General features: G+C 24.2%; 17 protein-coding genes. 5 read left to right on the top strand and 12 right to left on the bottom strand.

Annotation, left to right across the window (positions count from 1 at the left end; translation table 11 throughout):
• Positions 1–57: 57 nt before the first annotated feature.
• The 9 genes from NON08_RS13760 to NON08_RS13720 form a co-directional block, all read right to left on the bottom strand.
• Positions 58–339 (bottom strand): hypothetical protein, encoded by a 282-nt coding sequence (locus NON08_RS13760; RefSeq protein WP_319941568.1) that lies wholly within the window; start codon positions 337–339, stop codon positions 58–60.
• 74 nt (positions 340–413) lie between these two features.
• The gene (locus tag NON08_RS13755; protein ID WP_256692191.1) at positions 414–923 is read right to left on the bottom strand and encodes a deoxynucleoside kinase; all 510 of its coding nucleotides are present in this window, start codon (positions 921–923) and stop codon (positions 414–416) included.
• Between the two features lie 129 nt (positions 924–1052).
• Positions 1053–1403, bottom strand: a complete 351-nt coding sequence (locus NON08_RS13750; RefSeq protein ID WP_256692190.1) for a hypothetical protein — start codon at positions 1401–1403, stop codon at positions 1053–1055.
• Between the two features lie 110 nt (positions 1404–1513).
• Entirely contained in the window at positions 1514–1732 is a 219-nt protein-coding gene (locus tag NON08_RS13745) for a hypothetical protein (RefSeq protein WP_256692189.1), read from the bottom strand.
• A 278-nt stretch (positions 1733–2010) separates the two neighbouring features.
• The gene (locus tag NON08_RS13740) at positions 2011–2667 is read right to left on the bottom strand and encodes a hypothetical protein (RefSeq protein ID WP_256692188.1); all 657 of its coding nucleotides are present in this window, start codon (positions 2665–2667) and stop codon (positions 2011–2013) included.
• A gap of 10 nt (positions 2668–2677) precedes the next feature.
• The gene (locus NON08_RS13735) at positions 2678–2842 is read right to left on the bottom strand and encodes a hypothetical protein (RefSeq protein ID WP_256692187.1); all 165 of its coding nucleotides are present in this window, start codon (positions 2840–2842) and stop codon (positions 2678–2680) included.
• Positions 2843–2986: 144 nt separating this feature from the next.
• On the bottom strand, positions 2987–6163 hold the full coding sequence (locus tag NON08_RS13730) for an efflux RND transporter permease subunit (RefSeq protein WP_256692186.1): 3177 nt from the start codon (positions 6161–6163) through the stop codon (positions 2987–2989).
• Position 6164: 1 nt separating this feature from the next.
• Positions 6165–7262: an efflux RND transporter periplasmic adaptor subunit gene (locus tag NON08_RS13725; RefSeq protein WP_256692185.1), complete on the bottom strand. Its 1098-nt coding sequence runs from the start codon at positions 7260–7262 to the stop codon at positions 6165–6167.
• A gap of 10 nt (positions 7263–7272) precedes the next feature.
• Complete coding sequence (locus NON08_RS13720; RefSeq protein WP_256692184.1) at positions 7273–9450, bottom strand: TolC family protein; 2178 nt, start codon at positions 9448–9450, stop codon at positions 7273–7275.
• 253 nt (positions 9451–9703) lie between these two features.
• Between NON08_RS13720 and NON08_RS13715 the strand changes: the two genes are divergently transcribed.
• Together NON08_RS13715 and NON08_RS13710 are read left to right on the top strand one after the other, a co-directional pair.
• Positions 9704–11131, top strand: coding sequence for a helix-turn-helix domain-containing protein (locus NON08_RS13715; protein WP_256692183.1), 1428 nt, complete (start codon positions 9704–9706; stop codon positions 11129–11131).
• 52 nt (positions 11132–11183) lie between these two features.
• Positions 11184–11999 carry a nitroreductase family protein gene (locus NON08_RS13710; RefSeq protein ID WP_256692182.1) on the top strand — a complete coding sequence of 272 codons (816 nt, stop codon included), beginning with the start codon at positions 11184–11186 and terminating at the stop codon, positions 11997–11999.
• A gap of 201 nt (positions 12000–12200) precedes the next feature.
• On the opposite strand, the gene NON08_RS13705 is transcribed toward NON08_RS13710, so the two are convergent.
• Positions 12201–12380 (bottom strand): hypothetical protein, encoded by a 180-nt coding sequence (locus tag NON08_RS13705; RefSeq protein ID WP_256692181.1) that lies wholly within the window; start codon positions 12378–12380, stop codon positions 12201–12203.
• Positions 12381–12507: 127 nt separating this feature from the next.
• The gene (locus tag NON08_RS13700) at positions 12508–14061 is read right to left on the bottom strand and encodes an ABC-F family ATP-binding cassette domain-containing protein (RefSeq protein WP_256692180.1); all 1554 of its coding nucleotides are present in this window, start codon (positions 14059–14061) and stop codon (positions 12508–12510) included.
• 186 nt (positions 14062–14247) lie between these two features.
• On the opposite strand from NON08_RS13700, the gene NON08_RS13695 reads away from it, so the two are divergent.
• The 3 genes from NON08_RS13695 to NON08_RS13685 all read left to right on the top strand — a co-directional run bounded on the left by NON08_RS13695 (position 14248) and on the right by NON08_RS13685 (position 17041).
• The gene (locus NON08_RS13695; protein ID WP_256692179.1) at positions 14248–16227 is read left to right on the top strand and encodes an LTA synthase family protein; all 1980 of its coding nucleotides are present in this window, start codon (positions 14248–14250) and stop codon (positions 16225–16227) included.
• 70 nt (positions 16228–16297) lie between these two features.
• Positions 16298–16420 (top strand): hypothetical protein, encoded by a 123-nt coding sequence (locus NON08_RS13690; RefSeq protein ID WP_256692178.1) that lies wholly within the window; start codon positions 16298–16300, stop codon positions 16418–16420.
• Positions 16421–16480: 60 nt separating this feature from the next.
• Positions 16481–17041 (top strand): YqaA family protein, encoded by a 561-nt coding sequence (locus tag NON08_RS13685; protein ID WP_256692177.1) that lies wholly within the window; start codon positions 16481–16483, stop codon positions 17039–17041.
• A gap of 14 nt (positions 17042–17055) precedes the next feature.
• On the opposite strand, the gene NON08_RS13680 is transcribed toward NON08_RS13685, so the two are convergent.
• Positions 17056–18192, bottom strand: a complete 1137-nt coding sequence (locus NON08_RS13680) for an ROK family transcriptional regulator (protein ID WP_256692176.1) — start codon at positions 18190–18192, stop codon at positions 17056–17058.
• Between the last annotated feature and the right edge of the window lie 143 nt (positions 18193–18335).

Genomic DNA, 18335 nt, shown 5'->3' with positions numbered 1-18335 from the left:
ATCCACATTTTTGTGTTATTTTTTCTCAACAGCATCTGCATATTCAAAATTTAAAAATCATAAGACAGTCAAACAATATCCAAATTGTTTTTCAATATTTAAAAAATTATGGAATATTTGGAATTCATTAAATTTTTTAATTCCTCTTATATTTAATTCATGATTTAATGATTTTTTTAGCCATAGTTCACAGTGAGCTTTTGCTATTTCATCATCTATATATGTAGAAAAATATTCTACATATTTAGCAGTCCATCCTCCAACCAATTCATCCTTTTCAACTATACCAGCACCTCCTGTATGAAACCCTAAAACTGGGTAACGTGTTCCTAATAGCATACCAACTACCTCCTATTTTTTTATTGTACCCTATTCGTAAGATTCAAAATGAAGGAGGTTTTTCTTTTTTTTTGTTAAGAAATCTTCATAAGTTTATTTTTTACAGTATTTAGAAACCAATTTTTAATTTTAGCTATGGCGTTATCGACAGTAGTTTCTAAATAAATCATTAATTTAGGTTTATTTAAATGTTCTAACATATTATAAAGAAGTTCTTCATAAATATCGAATTCTTCTTTAGATAGGTCTTCATCTTCCATTAACATTTTAGCAAAGATTATATCTCCATAAATGCTACGGTCCATAACACAACCACCTAATTTTTCTGCTTCTTTTATCATTTCAAATCTTTTATTCAAAAAGAAAATTTGAAGAGGGAAAGAATATCTTTTTTTATCGTAATAAAATTTATCTAAAAGCGGATTATTTAAAACGGGTTCTTTAAAGAAATGTAAGCCTAACTCATTAGCTAAAATTTCTCCTAAAGTACTTTTACCAACTCCAACAACACCATCTATACAAATGATTCCATTCATTAAACTATCTCCTATTTTTATATTATTAAAAAATTTTTTATAACTCATAAATTCACTTCCTAAAAATAATTTAGAATATATTTTATCATTTTTTCAAAATATATGCAACTTAATAGATAAATAAAAAGATTTAATTAAAATAAAAAACTACCTTTTAGAGTAGTTTTTTTAGTTTAATTATTTTATTTTAAATTTAGTGATAATACTATTTTTTTCTAAGATACCATAATCACCTTTGAAATGAATAACAAGAGAACCATTATTTAATTTTATGCCATCAGCAGAAATGGCTCGAGTTAAATTATATTGTTTGTTATCAGGTGTTATAAAAATAGCATTTTCCCAGTTATTATCAGTATTAAGTTCTCCAATATATTTATTATTATTACTTTCTAAAGTAAGTTTTTGGTTCATCATGATTGTAGGAGTTTTTATAACTGCATTTTTATTTATATTTTTATTATTTAAATTAGTACATCCTAAAAGAGAGATTAAGGTTAAGGTTGAAATTAAAATTTTAAAATTCATAGTTGCCTCCTAATTAATTTTATTAATTATGAACTTAGTATAACATACTTTAATTAGTTTGTATAAGAAATCTAAAACTAATAATCAATAAGATTAAATAGAAATTTTAATTACATCATTATTGATTTTTTTCTAACCATATTATCAAATTCATTTAAAATATCTGTTTGAAATTTTAAATATGCATCTCTTTTATCAATAATATTATCAATTTTAGATATTATTTCAAATCGTTCCATATAATATTCAATTCTTTGATTAAAAAAATTGTTTTCTAAAAACCATTTAAGAAGTTCTATTTTTCTTTGTTCATCATTATGTTGTTCCATTATGTCCCCTTGATTAAAAATTTTAAATCAAATAAAACAAATATTTTATATGAGTTATTTAATTTAGTGTATTAATTATATATAAATTATATAAAATTTACTATTTGAAATCAAAAAAAATTACTATTACATAAAGTTTCAAGATTCTTAAAAGTTTATAGAATATAATTTTAAATATTTCTATAAATACTATAAGAAAGGTTAAAAAATGTCAATAAAAATTATAAAAAGTGCGAAATATAAATAGATTCTTATAAATTTCTTACGTAATTTTTATATTAAAGTTTATTTAAATATGAGTTATCATTAAAAAGAAAATCTTGAACAAAAATAGAAGCTTTAGGATGTTTTAACATCTTTTGAAATATTTGTATGTTTAATTTTATCTTTTTTATGGAACTTAATTCAATTTGATTATTGTATTTAATACCGTAATACTTAGCTATTTCTAAAAGTTTTGGCCAACGATTTCTTCCACTAGAGTTTTTTATTTCAACAATATTTGTATTCGTTAACATTGTTGAAAAATATTTTTTATCTAGATTTAATACAGGGGCATCAGATTTTAAATTATAAAATGCTAAGTGAAGAGTATCCTGAGAAAAAATCTTAAATTTACCTAGATTATATTTTTCTTTGAATTCATTTAAATAGATTAAATCACCAGTTTTAAGATTAAATGCCATTTTAATAGCAATTATGTGTGATGGTTCTGAAGATAGATTATTTGATTCTAATAAAAAGAATATAATTTTTTTATAGTTTTTAGAAAGCTCAACTTCCTCTAACTTTAGAGAAGGAGTAGTTTGTATTTTTTTTGAAGGATATGAGATATTTTCTTTTGGCCTTAAATCGATTTTATTTTTTGAATAAATATTATTTTTTATAAAAAATAATATTAGTAAAAAAATTAATATAAAAATAATGGATATCATAATAATTACCTTATATTTTTGTTAACTTTAATTTTAATAAATTATCTTTAGAATTTTCAAAGTTAATAGATTTTAATTTAAAGTCAAGAGCTTCTAATTTAGGTAATAGTTCTTTAGCTATTTTTTCACACAACTCGTTTTCAAGTTCGTAATTTGTTTGTTTAATTTTGTTCAAAATAAATCCCTCCCGAATAAATTCTACTTCTATATTTTATACTAATTTGTAGAAAAAATAAAGTTATATTTTTTATTAATAAAATTTTTTCTTTATAAAAATAAACCTCTAAAAGAAAAATTAGAGGTTTAGATGGGTATAAAATCACTTTATAATTAATTTTGTTTCATCATATTTATAATCTGTAAAGTTAACTTTATAAAATGTAGCGTAAATAACTGGAATAACTCCAAGAGCTAAGACTGTATCTGTTGCTAAACCAAATATTAGTACAACAGCTAGAGGTTGAAAAAGAGGGCCTCCAAAAAAATATAAAGGCATAAGTCCAACTAAAGTTGTTGCAACAGTTAAAAATATTGGTCTAAGTCTAGATTGACAACCAAATACGATAGCATCTTGATCACTTCTTTTTAAATCTTCTTTTTCTATTGTCATTTTATCAACTAGTATTATCGCATGATTTAAAACAACACCAGCCAAAGAGATGATACCAATCATAGCCATGAAACCTAGTTGTGTATTTGTCAATAAAAGTCCAATAGCAATTCCTAAAAGAGAAAGAGGGATAACTAACATAATTGTTAAACCTTTTTTCATTGAATTAAATTGTCCTACAACTAAAACAAACATCATAAGTATAGCAAATGGAACTTGAGCAAATAGAGCATCTTGATTTTCTTTAGAAGTTTTCATAATTCCTGCAGGATAATATTTTATATCTGGACCCCACTCTTTTAATTTCTCTTTTAACCAAGGTTCTATAAGCTTATTTACTTCTAGCGGAGTTGTATCATTTTTTATTGCAGCATCTATTTCAATAGAATAAGCCATATTTCTAGTAGAAATATAATTTTGTCTAAAATCTAATTTGATATTAGCAATCTGTTTTAAAGGAACAGCTTTTCCAGAAGAATTTATTAATTCAATGGATTCAATAGACTTTATATCATTTTTATAGGTATTTTTTCCTCTAAGAACTACGGGAATAATTGTACTTTGTGGTGGAGCATTAAAGTCTCTAAATATTGTTGCATTATACCCTTGAAGTACAAATTGTAGATCTTTTCCAATTGTATCGTTATTAAATCCTGCAGCTTGAGCTTTTTCTTGATTTATTTCAATGCTTATATCAGGAACTTCATTTCCCCAAGCATCTGAAATAGAGTATGCTCCTGATGTTGTGCTAAGTTTTAATTTCAATTCATTTGCACATTTTTTAAGAAGTTCAATATTATTTGATGCAAGAACATACCCTAGATCTTTTTCAAGAGTTACTCCACTTCCTAGGCCTTTAGTTACTACATCAATACTTGGATATTTATTTTTTAAGTAAAAATTAATTTCTTCACTTATTTTTGGAATAATAGTGTAATCAGTTAAGTTATACATAATGTATGCATATTCTGTCAAACGAGTTTCAGGTGTATAACCAGTAGAAAATCTAGGAGCTCCTCCACCGATAAAAGACCCCCAACTTAAAACACCAGATTTTTTATATATTAAAGTTGTACCTCCTGTTGTTATGTAATCCCAAAGAGTTGGGGGTAATGGGGCTTGTTCACCAGTGGCGTAATTTTTAGCTATAAATTCATTAGCATCTTTTACAACTTTTCGTGTAAAGTTTATATCAGTGCCTTTTGGTAGCCTTATATATGTTGACATAATTGGATCAGTAGAAGCAGGCATAAAATTATTAGGAACAAGTCCAAGTAACCAAAGTCCTAAAATAAAAGAAGCAAAGGTTCCAATAAGAGTTATTTTCTTATTTTTTAAAACTGTTAAAAGTATATTTCTATAAATAAAGTATGGTTTACTATTTAGATTTTGTTTTTCACCAGCTTTTATTTTAATAAAATCATAGCAAAGTAAAGGAATTAAAGTTTGGTTTATTAACCATGATCCAATTAATGCAAGCATAACAACAATTGTAAGAGGACCAACATATTGTCCCATATCTTCTTTATTTAAAATAATAGGAGAGAATGCCATAATAGTTGTTATAGAACTTACAAGTAAAGGTATTGCTAAAGTCTTTGCAGATTCTAAACAAGCTTCCATACGTCCTTTTCCATTTTCTAAAAGAACAATAATATTTTCAGACATAACTACAGCATTGTCAACTAACATTCCAAGAGCAATAATCAATCCAGCTAATGTAATTTGATTAATTCCATAGTCCATATAATAAAGACCAATCAAAGTAAATGCAATAGAAGTAGGAGTAAGAGCAGCAACTATAAGTCCAGATCTAATTCCTAAAAAAATTAACATAACAAGAACTATTGTAATTACAGCCTGAAATAAATTTGCAATAAAAGATGTAACTTTTACTTGAACTAAGTCAGGTTGATAATAAATTTCTCCTATTTCTAAACCTATAGGAAGTTTTTTCTTAAATTCCTTTAAACTTTTTTTAATTCCATCGCTCATGACTAAAATATCTTCTCCAGCTCCTAAAGAAACTCCCAAAGTAATGGCATTATTTCCATTAAAATCTATTGAATATGGCGATGGATCTTGATACCCTTTATAAATATTTGAAATTTCTTTTAAATATATGCTTTCTTTACCATCATTGCTAGTAATTACAACATTTTTAATATTATCAATATTTTCAAAGTTTCCAGTAGGATTTATTTTCAATCTATCTTCATTAACAACTATATCTCCCCCCTTAATAATGACATTTGAATTATTTAGGGTTGTAAGAATATTTTGTAGTGTGATTCCACTTTGAGAAAGAAGTTTATTATCAATATCTATATAAATAGTTTGGTTTTGAACTCCACTAATATCAATTCTTCCAATTTCTGGAACTGCGAATAAAAGAGTTTCTTTTAATTTTGTTGCAGTTTTATAAAGTTCATCGTAGCTATAACCATCTCCTCCAATTGCTAAAAGAGTTCCATATACATCGCCAAAATAAGTATTTATTTGAGGTGTCTGAACTCCACTAGGAAGATATGGAACTACAAAAGTATTAATTCTATCTCTTAATTCTTGCCAAATAGGTTTTAAATCTTTGTATTCGCTTTTAATATTAACATAAACATTAGATTGCCCATCAACATTTTTAGACTCAACATAATCAAGAGCATCCATATTTTGAACTTGGTCAGCTATTCTTTTACTAACTAAATCACTCACTTGTTTAGCATTTGCACCAGGCCAGTTAGTTGTAATTAGAGCAACTTTAATTGTAAAACCAGGATCTTCAGCTTTTTCAGATTTATCATAAGATATATACCCAACTATCAGAAGAAGGCTAAATAGAAGATAAGCTGTTACTTTATTTTTTATAGTTAATTCTGTTAAACTCATCTTATATCTCTCCTTTAATTAAGGAAACTTTTTGATTCTCTATAACTTGAGTACTTCCTTTTGTAATTACGTAATCACCATTGCTTAGTCCAGATAAAACTATTACTCCTGTTGAGGTAGGAGAAGTTGAAATTTTTATTTTTTGTTTTTTAGTAATCCCAGTATCATTAACAATATTTTTAACTACATATACATATTTTTCATTATCAGGACCTGTAATAATAGAACTCAATGGAAGTGAAATAATTGGGTTATCATTTTCTTGTGTATTTAAAGATATATTAGCAATCATTCCAACTTTTACATCATTAGAATTAGAATCAATAATTTTAGCTTTAATTGGGTACGTATTTCCGTAACCTATAGAAAGAGTTCCAATATTTGTTATAATACCTGAAAGGGTTTTATTATCTAAAGAAGATATTACAATTTCAACAGGTTGTCCTTGTTTTAAACTTCCAATAACACTTTGTGAAACATTAAATTCTACACTTCTTTCTCCATCAATATTTAAAACAAAAATAGTAGTCTGTGAACTGACAATTTGATTAATTTCACTTTTAACTTGACCAATAGTACCATTTTCAGGAGCTTTTAATTGTGTATAACTAAGTTTCAATTTTGCTAACTTTAATCCTTCTTTTAAAGCACTTACGTTAGAGAAGGCAGATTTATATTGAGCAATTGCACTATCATAAGAAGCTTTAGATATACTATTTTCTAAATAAAGGATTTGAGCTCTTTTATAATTTGATTCAGCTTCTGCAAAAGAAGCCTCTCCTTTTGCTAAGTCAGCTAAAGCTTTTTCATAGTTTAGAATGTATTCTGTATTATCTAATGTGGCTAATATTTCTCCTTTTTTAACAGTATCTCCTAAATCAGCAATTCTTTTATTAATAGTTCCAGAAACTCTAAAGCTTAAATTTGATAATGCTTCTGATTTTATAGTTCCAGAATATGTTCTTTTAACTACGTTTTCCTTAGAATCTATTATTTCATATGTTACTGGTTTTAAACTTTGATTTTTTTTATCATTCTCTTTTTTACCACACGCTAAAATTGATAATGTAAGTAAAATAATTAAAAATTTATTTTTCAATTTAATCCTCCTATTTTTCAAGTACTTCATTTAATTTTTCTAATAGCTGCATTCTTTCATCAGGAGTCATTATAAGAGATGACTTACCATAAAGATTTTCAAGTTTTAAGGCTGAATTTATTAAGTTAAAGTTTTGAATAACATTATTTAATTCTTGAGAAAGAGCATTGTTTTGTGCAGAAAGCAAATCTGTAACAGTAATAGTTCCTTCAGAATAAAGATTTCTAACAATATTTAAATTCTTTTTTGCTACATTAGCAGAAGTTGAAGTTGAATATTTTTGAACATAATTACTTAAGAGATTTGTATAAGCTTGTAAAATTTCTTTTGCTAGATTGTTTTTAGAATTTTCTTTAGTATATTCTAAAGATTTAATTTCGCTCTCTATTTTTTTAGAATTATAGTAGATTTCTCCTCCTGAAATAATTGGTAAAGTAGCAATAACTCCAGCTTGCCAATATTCATCGGAAAACTTATTGTTAGAATTTTCTCCCCAAGGAGTAATTATATTGTCTTTAGAGTATTTTCCTTTTGCAGAAATTTTAGGTAAAAATCGTTCTCTTTTATTAGAAGAGAGTTCTCTTTCTTTCGCTTTTATAGTATTGTCTAATGAGGCCAATGAATTTGAGTTCGAAATAGCTCCCTGTATAAGAAAATTTTCTATTTTTTGGGATTTATCAGAGCCGTACATAAAATTTTTATTAAATGAATCGCTTAAGATAAAATAGTTAGATATATCGTTTAATGACTCATAATTATAACTATCATCTACTGGTAAGTTAAGAAGAGTATTCAAATAAATTTCTTGATTTTTTACTTCGCTTTGAACATTAGCTATTTCAGAAAGAGAATTAGAAACACTAGATTCAAGTCTATAAACGTCTTGCAAGCCTCCGCTACCAACTTTATAATTTAATTTTGCTATGTCTAAACTTTCTTTTAGAAGATTATAATTACTTTTTTGAATATTTAACTGAGCTTTTAATTGTAAAATATTTACATATGTAGAAGCTGTATAATAAAGTATGTTTAATTTTTCTTGCTCAAATTGTTTTCTACTTGAATTAAGGGCAAGTTTTTCAATTTCAACAGCGGCGTTGATTTGATCATTAAAAATAACCTGAGAAAATTCTAAATAAGAATTTGTACTATTTGTAGGAGTTCCTATTCTAAAACTATTGGTTCTTTTATCAATGGCGTTATATTGTATATTAGCGCTCAATTGAGGTAATCTAGAGCTATTTGAAACTTTAACACTATAAAAGTTAGTTTCTATATCTTGCTTAGATTTTAAAAGAGTAAAATTATTTTTTAGAGCTGTTTGAATAGCTTCTTTTAATGTAAGAGAATTTTTTATATATTCACTAGTTTTTATTTTAGAAATATTTTGTAAAAATATAAGATTAGGATATAATCCAATTTTATTGGCTACATCTCCATTAAAGAAAAAATTTTCTCTAGGTATAGTAACTTTAATAACTGATCCTAATTTATTTTTTGTTTTATAAAGCATATAATTTAAAGAAGCGGCTCTGATTCTTTTAGAAATCTCTTGCTTCATATCAATACCAGCATAAGCATATATATCTAACTCATTATTAAAAGCTAGTAAAAATGTTGGGTTTAAACTTTGCTTTAGTTTTTCTTTATCAGTTTTGAAAATATTTATTTTTAAGTTTTCTAGATAAGTATTTTTAGATAAACGTTTAATATTTTCTTCACTTGTATTAGAAATAAATATATCCACTTCATTTATACCATTAATATTTTTAAAGAGTTCAATATAGCTATTTAAAGACAAATCACTATAAATGTAATTTAAATTACTAGGTAATAATTTTAAATTTTTTTCAAATCCTAAAGGAAAAGAATAGAATTTATTTTTAGTAAGATTTGTTATTTTATCGACGGATGTATCTGTAAGTATAAAAATACTATCAATTTTATCGTCTAAGTTGAGATAATTCAATTGAGTATTTATTTCTTGAGTTTTGGAATCGATATAGACAACTTTTGATATATTTACTTGAAAATTTGTTCCAGTAAAATTTTTGTTTAACTCATTTTTTAAAATATTTAAGTAAGAAGTAGAAGTTTCTGAATTATTTTCTAAAATAACTGCGGTATTTAACATTTTAGAAAAAATAGAAATATTCATTATAAGTAATAATAGTAAAACTTTTTTCACAATATCCTCCTAAGTTTGATTTGACTAAACATTATATAATGTAATTTAAATTTTTGTATATTTGCAAAAAAATGTTTTTAAATAAGTAAAGTATTGCACAATTAAAAAATCTTCTATTTATATAAAAAAAATGATATACTATAGGTCAATATCTATCAATATTATTGGGATAAACATAAGAAAAAAGGGGTGAGGGAGACAGTATTTTATTATTTTTATTAAAATTTCTTGAAATATAAAATACTTTCTAAAAATGTATTTAAATAAAAAATCATTAAATATTTTGAATTTATTTTTAACTCTTAAAAAATATAGTTTTACAGAGTTAGAAATGATTCTTAAAATAAAAAAAAGATCAATTTCAATGAATATAAATACTATAAATAGTTTTTTGCACAATCATAATATAAATGGAATAATTAAAGTTGGTGAATTTTTTTTCATTGATGAAAAAGAACTTTTGAAAATAAAAGATCTTTTATCACATGCTCCATTTACTCCAACTGAAAGAAGAGATTATATTTTATTAAAACTTTTTTTTACAAATAAGATTATATTAAGTAACAGCTTTATTGAATTAGATATAACAAGAAGAACTTTAAATTATGATTTAGAAAGAATAAAAGATTATTTAATTAGATATAATTTAAAGCTTGAAAGCTTACCTTCAAAAGGAATTTTTCTTATAGGAAATGAAATAAATATTCGAATTTTATTTGCAAGTTACTTAACTAAATATTTTATAGAAAGAGAAAGCTGTCATAATTTATTTATTAATCTAATAAATAGCATTTTTAGTAAAAAAGAATTGAGTTTAGCAAAAAAAATAGTTTTAAATTTAATTAATAAAATGAACATTTCACTACCACCAGAAGATTTTTTTAAAATAGTTTCAATTATTTTAATCCATTCTTTTAGAGAAATAAATTTTCCATGTTTTTATGAAGAATATAAAACTCCAAATAAATTACTAGAAAATAAGAATTATACTGTTGTTACAAATTTTTTAAAAAAATATGGATTAGAAGAGTTAAAATTATATGAGTTAGATTTAGTTATTGAAATCTTATTATCTCTTGATACAGAAATATATACAAAAAATCTCGAGAGTGAAATATGTGAATTTTTAGAAAAATTAGAAATAAAATTAAAAGTAAGTATACCAAGAGAAAAAGATTTTTTAATGCAAATATCTAATGCAATAAGAATAGGAAAGTTTAAAGCAGAATTAAATTTTTTAGAGCATAAAGAGCTTCATAAGTTAGATAAAGAATATAAACGTTATTACACAGAAATAAGTAATACAATTAAATCAATTATACCTGAATTTTATTTAGAAGATATAATTTATCTAACAATACTTATCAAAAATACAATAGATACAATCAGTATTAATCGAAAAGAGCCTAAAAATATAGCTATTATAGATAATTCTTTTAATCATATATATGGCAAAATGCTTTTAAAATATATAAAAGGAAATTATTATGTAAATATTTTAAAAATTTTGGATAACTATCAATTGAAAGATTTTTTAAGAAATGAGCATAATATAGATTTTATTTTAACGTTAAGTGATATAAATATAAAAAAATTTCATGTTCCAACTATAAAAATGGATTTTGATTATATTTTAAATAGTGTTTGTGAATTAGAAAAACATGGTTTTCTAAAAAAATAAAAAGATTTAAATATATTTAAATTAATTAGCTATAAAAAGGAGTGTGTTTAAAGTGTTTCAAGTAGATGGGAATAAATGCATTGGTTGTGGACTTTGTGTAAAAGATTGTTTTGTTAAAGATATTAATTTTGTTGGAGGGAAAGCAAAAATAAAAAATATTAGATGCTTTAAATGTGGACATTGTATTGCTGTTTGTCCTGTAGGAGCGGTATCCACAGATGACTATAATATGAATGATGTAATTGAATATAAAAAGGATGAATTTTCTATTAATCCAGACAATCTTTTAAATTTTATAAAATTTGAAAGAACTATAAGACATTTTAAATCAAAAGATATAGAAGATGATAAAATATTAAAAATTATAGAGGCTGGTAGATTTACTCAAACAGCTAGTAATGCGCAAAATGTTAATTATGTAGTGGTAAAAAAAGAAATTCAAGAAGTTAGAAAAATAATATTAGAAACTTTAAATGAATTAGGAAAATATGTATTAGAAAATTCAGAAAATTTGTTATATAAAAGATATGCTAAAATGTGGATAAAGATGTATAATGACTTTATTTTGGATCCTTTAGGAGACGATAGTTTATTTTTTAAAGCTCCAGTACTGATAATTGTAACCTCAGAACATATTTTAAATGCTGGTTTAGCTTCAGCTAATATGAAATTAATGATTGATGCTTTAGGATTAGGAGCAGTATTTAGTGGATTTTTCACAAGAGCCTGTGAAAATAATGTGAAAATTAAAGAGTTTTTAGGGATTGAAAAAAATCAAAATATTGTAGCTTGTATGGTTATAGGTTATCCAGATATAAAGTATTCAAGAACTGTTCCTAGAAAAGAAGCAAATATTATTTGGAAATAAGTTTTAAATATAAAAAAGAGAAGAATTATTTCTTCTCTTTTTTATTGATTTTAATAAAAGGTTATACTATAAATTTAAGTTTTACAATATTGGCGTTTTCACTATAACTTTATTTAGTCTTCCATATTAGATAATAAGATTTAATAGAAGTATTATACTAAATCTTAATTAAGTATTAAACTCAATACTAGTATTTTTCCATTAATATAAATTATTAAAGTAAACAAACATTGTCCCAGTAGCTGAAACAGGTTTAATTTTTAAAGTATCTTTTGTTGTATATTTCATTAATGTTCCACTAGCAGGAACTGCTAATTCTTTTTCTGTTGAGTATGTCACTAAAGATAAAATCATAATAAAACTTATTAATAACATTTTCATATTATCCTCCTTATAAAATTGTAATAATTTCAATTTTATAATAATTATAAATCATTTAGAGAAAAAATGCAAGAATTTTATAATAAAAAAAGCTATTAATAAATTTTTTATTAATAGCTTAATACTTTTAGATTATTTTAGTTGTCCAGTCTTCAACATTCCATATTTCAGTTGCAACGTCCATATAAAATTCAGGTTCGTGACTTACCATTAAAACAGTACCATTAAATTCTTTGATAGCTCTTTTTAATTCTTCTTTTGCATCTACATCTAAATGGTTTGTAGGTTCGTCTAAAATTAGAAAGTTAATTTCACGGTTCATAATTTTAGCAAGCCTTACTTTAGCATTTTCTCCTCCAGATAAAACTCGCATTTGACTTGTTATATGATCTGTAGTTAAACCACATTTAGCGAGAGCTGCTCTAACTTCAGCATTAGTTAATCCGGGGAATTCATTCCAAAATTCATCTAAAGCAGTTGTAGTAGAGCTTTCTTCTTCTTGTTTAAAATAACCAATTTCTAAAAACTGTCCATGTTCAATTTCTCCAGACAGAGCTTTTATTCTTTTTAAAATTGTATTAAGAAGAGTTGATTTTCCTAATCCATTAACTCCTTTTATAGCAATTTTTTGATTACGCTCTATTGTAAAATTAAGTGGTTTTGTTAAAGGTTCATTATATCCAATCACCAAATCTTTAACTGTTATAATCTCTCTAGAAGGTGTACGAGCTGTTTTAAATCCAAAAATTGGTTTTGGTTTTTCTCTAGCGATTTCAATAATTTCCATACGATCTAACTTTTTTTGTCTATCTTTAGCTAGGTTTGTTGTAGCAACTCTAGCTTTATTTCTAGCTATAAAATCTTCTAGGTGGGCAATTTCTTTTTGCTGTTTTTTATAAGCTGCTTCAATTTGTCTCTTTTTTAATTCATACATCTCTTTAAATTGATAATAATCACCAGTATATCTAGTTAATACAGCATTTTCAATGTGATATATAACATTTGTAACTTCATTTAAAAATGGAATATCGTGTGAAACTAAAATAAAAGCATTTTCGTAGTTTTTTAAGAAGTTTTTTAACCAAGTTATATGATCTTCATCCAAAAAGTTTGTAGGTTCGTCTAAAATTAAAATCATAGGGTTTTCTAATAGAACTTTAGCAAGAAGTATCTTAGCTCTTTGACCACCAGAAAGTTCAGAAACATCTCTTTCTAATCCAATATCAAGTAAACCTAAACCAGCAGCATACTCTTCAATTTTAGAATCTAAGTTATAAAAATCAGCACCTTCAAGAATACTTTGAATTTCACCAACCTCTTCTAAAATAGAGTCCATCTCTTCAGGAGAGCAATCTCCCATTTTAGTATAAAGATCCATAATTTCTTGTTCTAATTCAAACATGTTAGCAAATGCAGATTTTAAGATATCTCTAATTGTTTTTCCTTTTTCTAAAGTACTATACTGATCAAGATATCCAGTTGTAATATGATTACACCAAGAAACTTGACCTTCATCTGGCATAAGTTTACCTGTTATAATATTTAAAAATGTTGATTTTCCTTCTCCGTTAGCTCCAACTAGGCCAACATGTTCTCCTTTTAAAAGTCTAAATGAGGCATTTTCTAAAATAACTCTAGAACCAAATCCATGACTTACATTTTTTACATCTAAAATACTCATAAAATTTAACTCCTAATATATTTAATTAATCTATTTTTTTTCAAAACAATGCTCTAATTTTACCATGATTTTTAAATAAATGATACATACTTTTTTATAGAAACAATAGAAATACTAGAAAACTTGTATTAATATAAAAAAAATGCTAAAATTTATATTCAATTAATTATGAGTGAGGTTTATTTTATGATAAGAAAAAGACAAAATAACTGTTTTAAAATCTTTGGATTTTTTATACAACAGTATATTTATCTCTACTTAATGATGTTATTTAGTAGAGTTTATTTTTTAAAGAAAACATTTCCAAGTGAGATAAAAATTCCAAGAGATATAATCTACAAAGGATTTAAAATTGGCTGGATTTTTGATAATTCAATAATAGGGAGCTTTACAGTAATATCTTCAATATTATTTTTAGGATTTTATATTTTGAACAAAAAATTTAATAAATTAGCAAAGTTAATATATCTTATTCCAATTGCAAGTTTATTTACAGTAATATGTGCTATAAATATAGCAAACATAGAGTATTTTAAAGAGTTTGGCTTTAATGTCAATTCATCAATTATAAACTATTTAGGAGATACTGATGAAATTTTAGCAACAACTTTTTCAAGTGCTCAATATAGCCCAATAGCTAATTTGTTAATTATTTTATTTTTTACTTTTGGATTTCTAATTCTAACAAAAAAGAATTTAGAAAAATTTAATAAAAAATTAGAATTCAATCTATTGTCAAAACTAAAAGAAATAATTACATTACTTTTGATAATAACAATAGGAGTTTTTTCATCAAGAGGAGGCTTTTCAGAGGCAGTTTTAGATTGGGGAAGAGGTTATTATTCTGAGTATTCATATATGAATCAATTTACTATAAATCCTGTTTTTTCTTTGGGGAGGTCATATTATAATTTAAAAAAAGAACAAAGAAAAGGAAGGGCATTAGAGAAAACTTTCTCTAATGAAGAGTTAAATAATAATATAAGAGAAATTATTGATGATAAAAACTCTAAATATATTTCAAAAACAAATCCTTTATTGAGAGTAACAAATACTGAAAAAGAACAAAAAAATTATAACGTAGTCATAGTGTTGATGGAAAGTTTTATGTCAAAATATATAGGTATTCAAGGTGCACAAATAGATATGACACCAAATTTTAATAAATTGGCAAAAGAAGGAGTTTTGTTTAATAATTTTTATGCAACAGGAACAAGATCAAATAGAGGTATAGCATCTGTTATAGTTTCATATCCTTCACCTAAAGCAATATCTGTGACTAAAGAATTTACAGCGGGACAAAAATCATTTTTTTCATTACCTAAGATATTAAAAGAAAGAGGATATAATACTTCCTTTATATATGGTGGTGATGCAGAATTTGATAATATGTCAGGATTTTTAAAATTAAATGGTGTAGATAATATTATTGATATCAAAAACTTTTCAAAAGAAGATAGAACTATAAAGTGGGGAGTTCCTGATGATAAATTATTTAAGAAAACAGTAGATTATTTAGACTCTTTAAAAGATCCATTTTTTACAACGGTTTTTACCCTAAGTAATCACGCTCCATACGATATTGATTCTAATTATAAACTGTTTAAAAATAATGAATTTGGTGAGTTAACAAATAGATTAAATGCCTTTCATTTTGCAGATATTGCTTTGGGAGAATTTATAAAAGAAGTAAAGAAAAAAGAGTGGGCTACAAATACAATATTTGTATTTGTAGCTGACCATGGATTTAAAACAGATTCTAACTTTGATTTAAATTGGGAAAATTTTAGAGTACCATTGCTTTTATGGTCACCTGGAAATATATTTAATGCTAAAATTGATGAATCAACATCTTCACAAGTTGATATTCTTCCAACTTTAATGGGACTTCTAGGAGGAGAATATAAAAACTCAAGTTGGGGAAGAGATCTTTTTAAATCATCTAAAAAAAATGAGTATGCATATATAATGCAAAATAATTTCTATGGAGTTGTAAAAGACGATGTTCTTTTAATTGATGGAGATGGAGTTAAACCAAAGTTAGTGGATATAAAAAATTCAAAATATTTAGAAAATAACGAAATATTAGATAAATTAGATAAAGTAACGAGGACATATTTAGAATTAGAAACGTATCAATTAAAAAATGGAACATTTGCAGATTAAGAATAACAATTATTAGTTTTTAAAAGGTAATTTCAAAAAAGTGTTTCTATGGAATTTTTAGGGGATATTTATGATAGAGCTAATGAAGTTGTATTTTTTGCTAAATAAAGAAAGAAGATACATAATTGGACAGACACTAAATATTATAGATGGTGGGGAGATTTTACCTGAATCATTAGAAGCACTTTCATAATTTATTTACTAATTTTCTTATGAATGCTATAATTTTATAAAAATATAAAAGGATAAATTGATGTTTGAAATATTAAAAAATTATGGAATTTTGGGAATAGCTATAGCAGGTTTATTAGAAGCAACAATATTACCTATTCCTATGGAAACAATATCTATACCAGTATATCTTTCTTCAGAGAAAAATATACCATATTTAGTAGTTATTTTAATTTTTTTCTCTACTTTAGGAAGTGCAATAGGATATTTCTTCTGGAAAGAGTTAGGTAGATTTATAAGAGATAAATATTCTCAAAAAAAAATTTTGATAAAATTAAAAAAATTATATGAAAAAAATATCTTTTTAACTATTCTAAGTTCAGCATTTACACCAATTCCTTTTGAAGGATATGTTATGGTAGCAGGTATACTAGGAATAAACTTTAAGATATTTATATTAGGAGCAATCGCAAGTAGAATATTAAGACATTTGCCTCAAGGAATAATAGTTTATTTTTATGGAGAAAGAATATTAAATAATTTTAAAGCGTATAGTATTGGAATTATATTAATTTTTATTTGTATTTTTATTATAAAAAAATTTAATTTATTAAATAAATATTCAAAAAAAGGCAATATATAAAATGTATTGCCTTTTTAAAATAATTCATCGATTATAGGTAGCATAATTGCTCCTAAATATACACTTTTTTCACCTAAGTTAGAAAATTCAATGGTTTCTTTGCCTTTAAAAAAAATATTTTTATGGTAAATTTTATTTAATAAATTATTTTTAAATTTATCTTTATAAAGAGATAAATTTCCTGAAATAATTATTTTTTCAGGATTATATAAGAATATAATATTTTTTATTCCTATAGCTAAATGTTCAAGATAATTATCAAAAATATCAAAATTATTTTTATTATCTAAAAAATTATTTTTAAATATATCTTTTAATTTTAAAATATTTGGATTAATTTTTTGAAAATTTTCTAAAAGAACCGATTCAGAAGTATACTTTCCCCAACATCCTCTATTTCCACAATCACATTTTATTCCTTGAAAATTTATACTCATATGATTGACTCTAGAAGCTTTAAAAGAAAAGTTTCCGTATTCGTTTTCTTCTAAAAATGTAGACATATTAAGTGTATCTTCGATATTTAAAATAATAAATCTTGAAAAATCTTTACCAATTCCTAAAAATTTTTCACTTATTGCACACATATTTCCTTCATTATCAATAAGAATTTTTTTATTATATTTTTTTGATAAATCATAAACTTTATTAAGTGGAATTCTTAATAAAGATGTTATTTCAATTGTATTAGTTTTTTTATCAACTATTCCAGGAATAGAAATTCCAATTCCAATAATTTTTTGTTTGATTTCTTTTTTTATTTCAAGTAAGAAATCTTCTAAAATTTCATCTACTTTTTCAATTAAGTTATCTTTAAAAAAATAATCCTTAATAGTAAGTTCTTTTAATATTTCTCCTCTTTCATTACCTAAAATAACCTTTATTTTTTTAAAATGAATAGATATTCCTATGCTATATACAAAATTTTTATTTAAAGAATAGTATTGTGCTTTTCTTCCAGTTCCAGAACCTATTTTAATTTCTTCTTTTATATATTTTTTTTCTAAAAATTTATTTAAAATTGTTTTTATAGTTGGAAAACTTATATTTAAATTATTTGATATATCAACAATTGAAAAATTTTCTTGTTTTTGATATATGTAATGAAAGACTTTTTTTTCATTATCCTCTCTTATTTTTTTTTGATACATCATTCCTCCAAAGGTCTTTTTAAAATGAATTTATTAATTTAATATATACCTTTAAAAAAAACTAAAGTCAATATTTATTTTATTTAAAACATAAATATTTATATAGAACAGATTTATATATAAGGGTATTTATTTTAAATATA

Source organism: Cetobacterium sp. NK01, from assembly GCF_024506395.1.
In the GTDB taxonomy this organism is placed as follows: domain Bacteria; phylum Fusobacteriota; class Fusobacteriia; order Fusobacteriales; family Fusobacteriaceae; genus Cetobacterium_A; species Cetobacterium_A somerae_A.
Note: the sequence above shows the minus strand (reverse complement) of the source record. Positions and strands in the feature narration are given on the sequence as shown.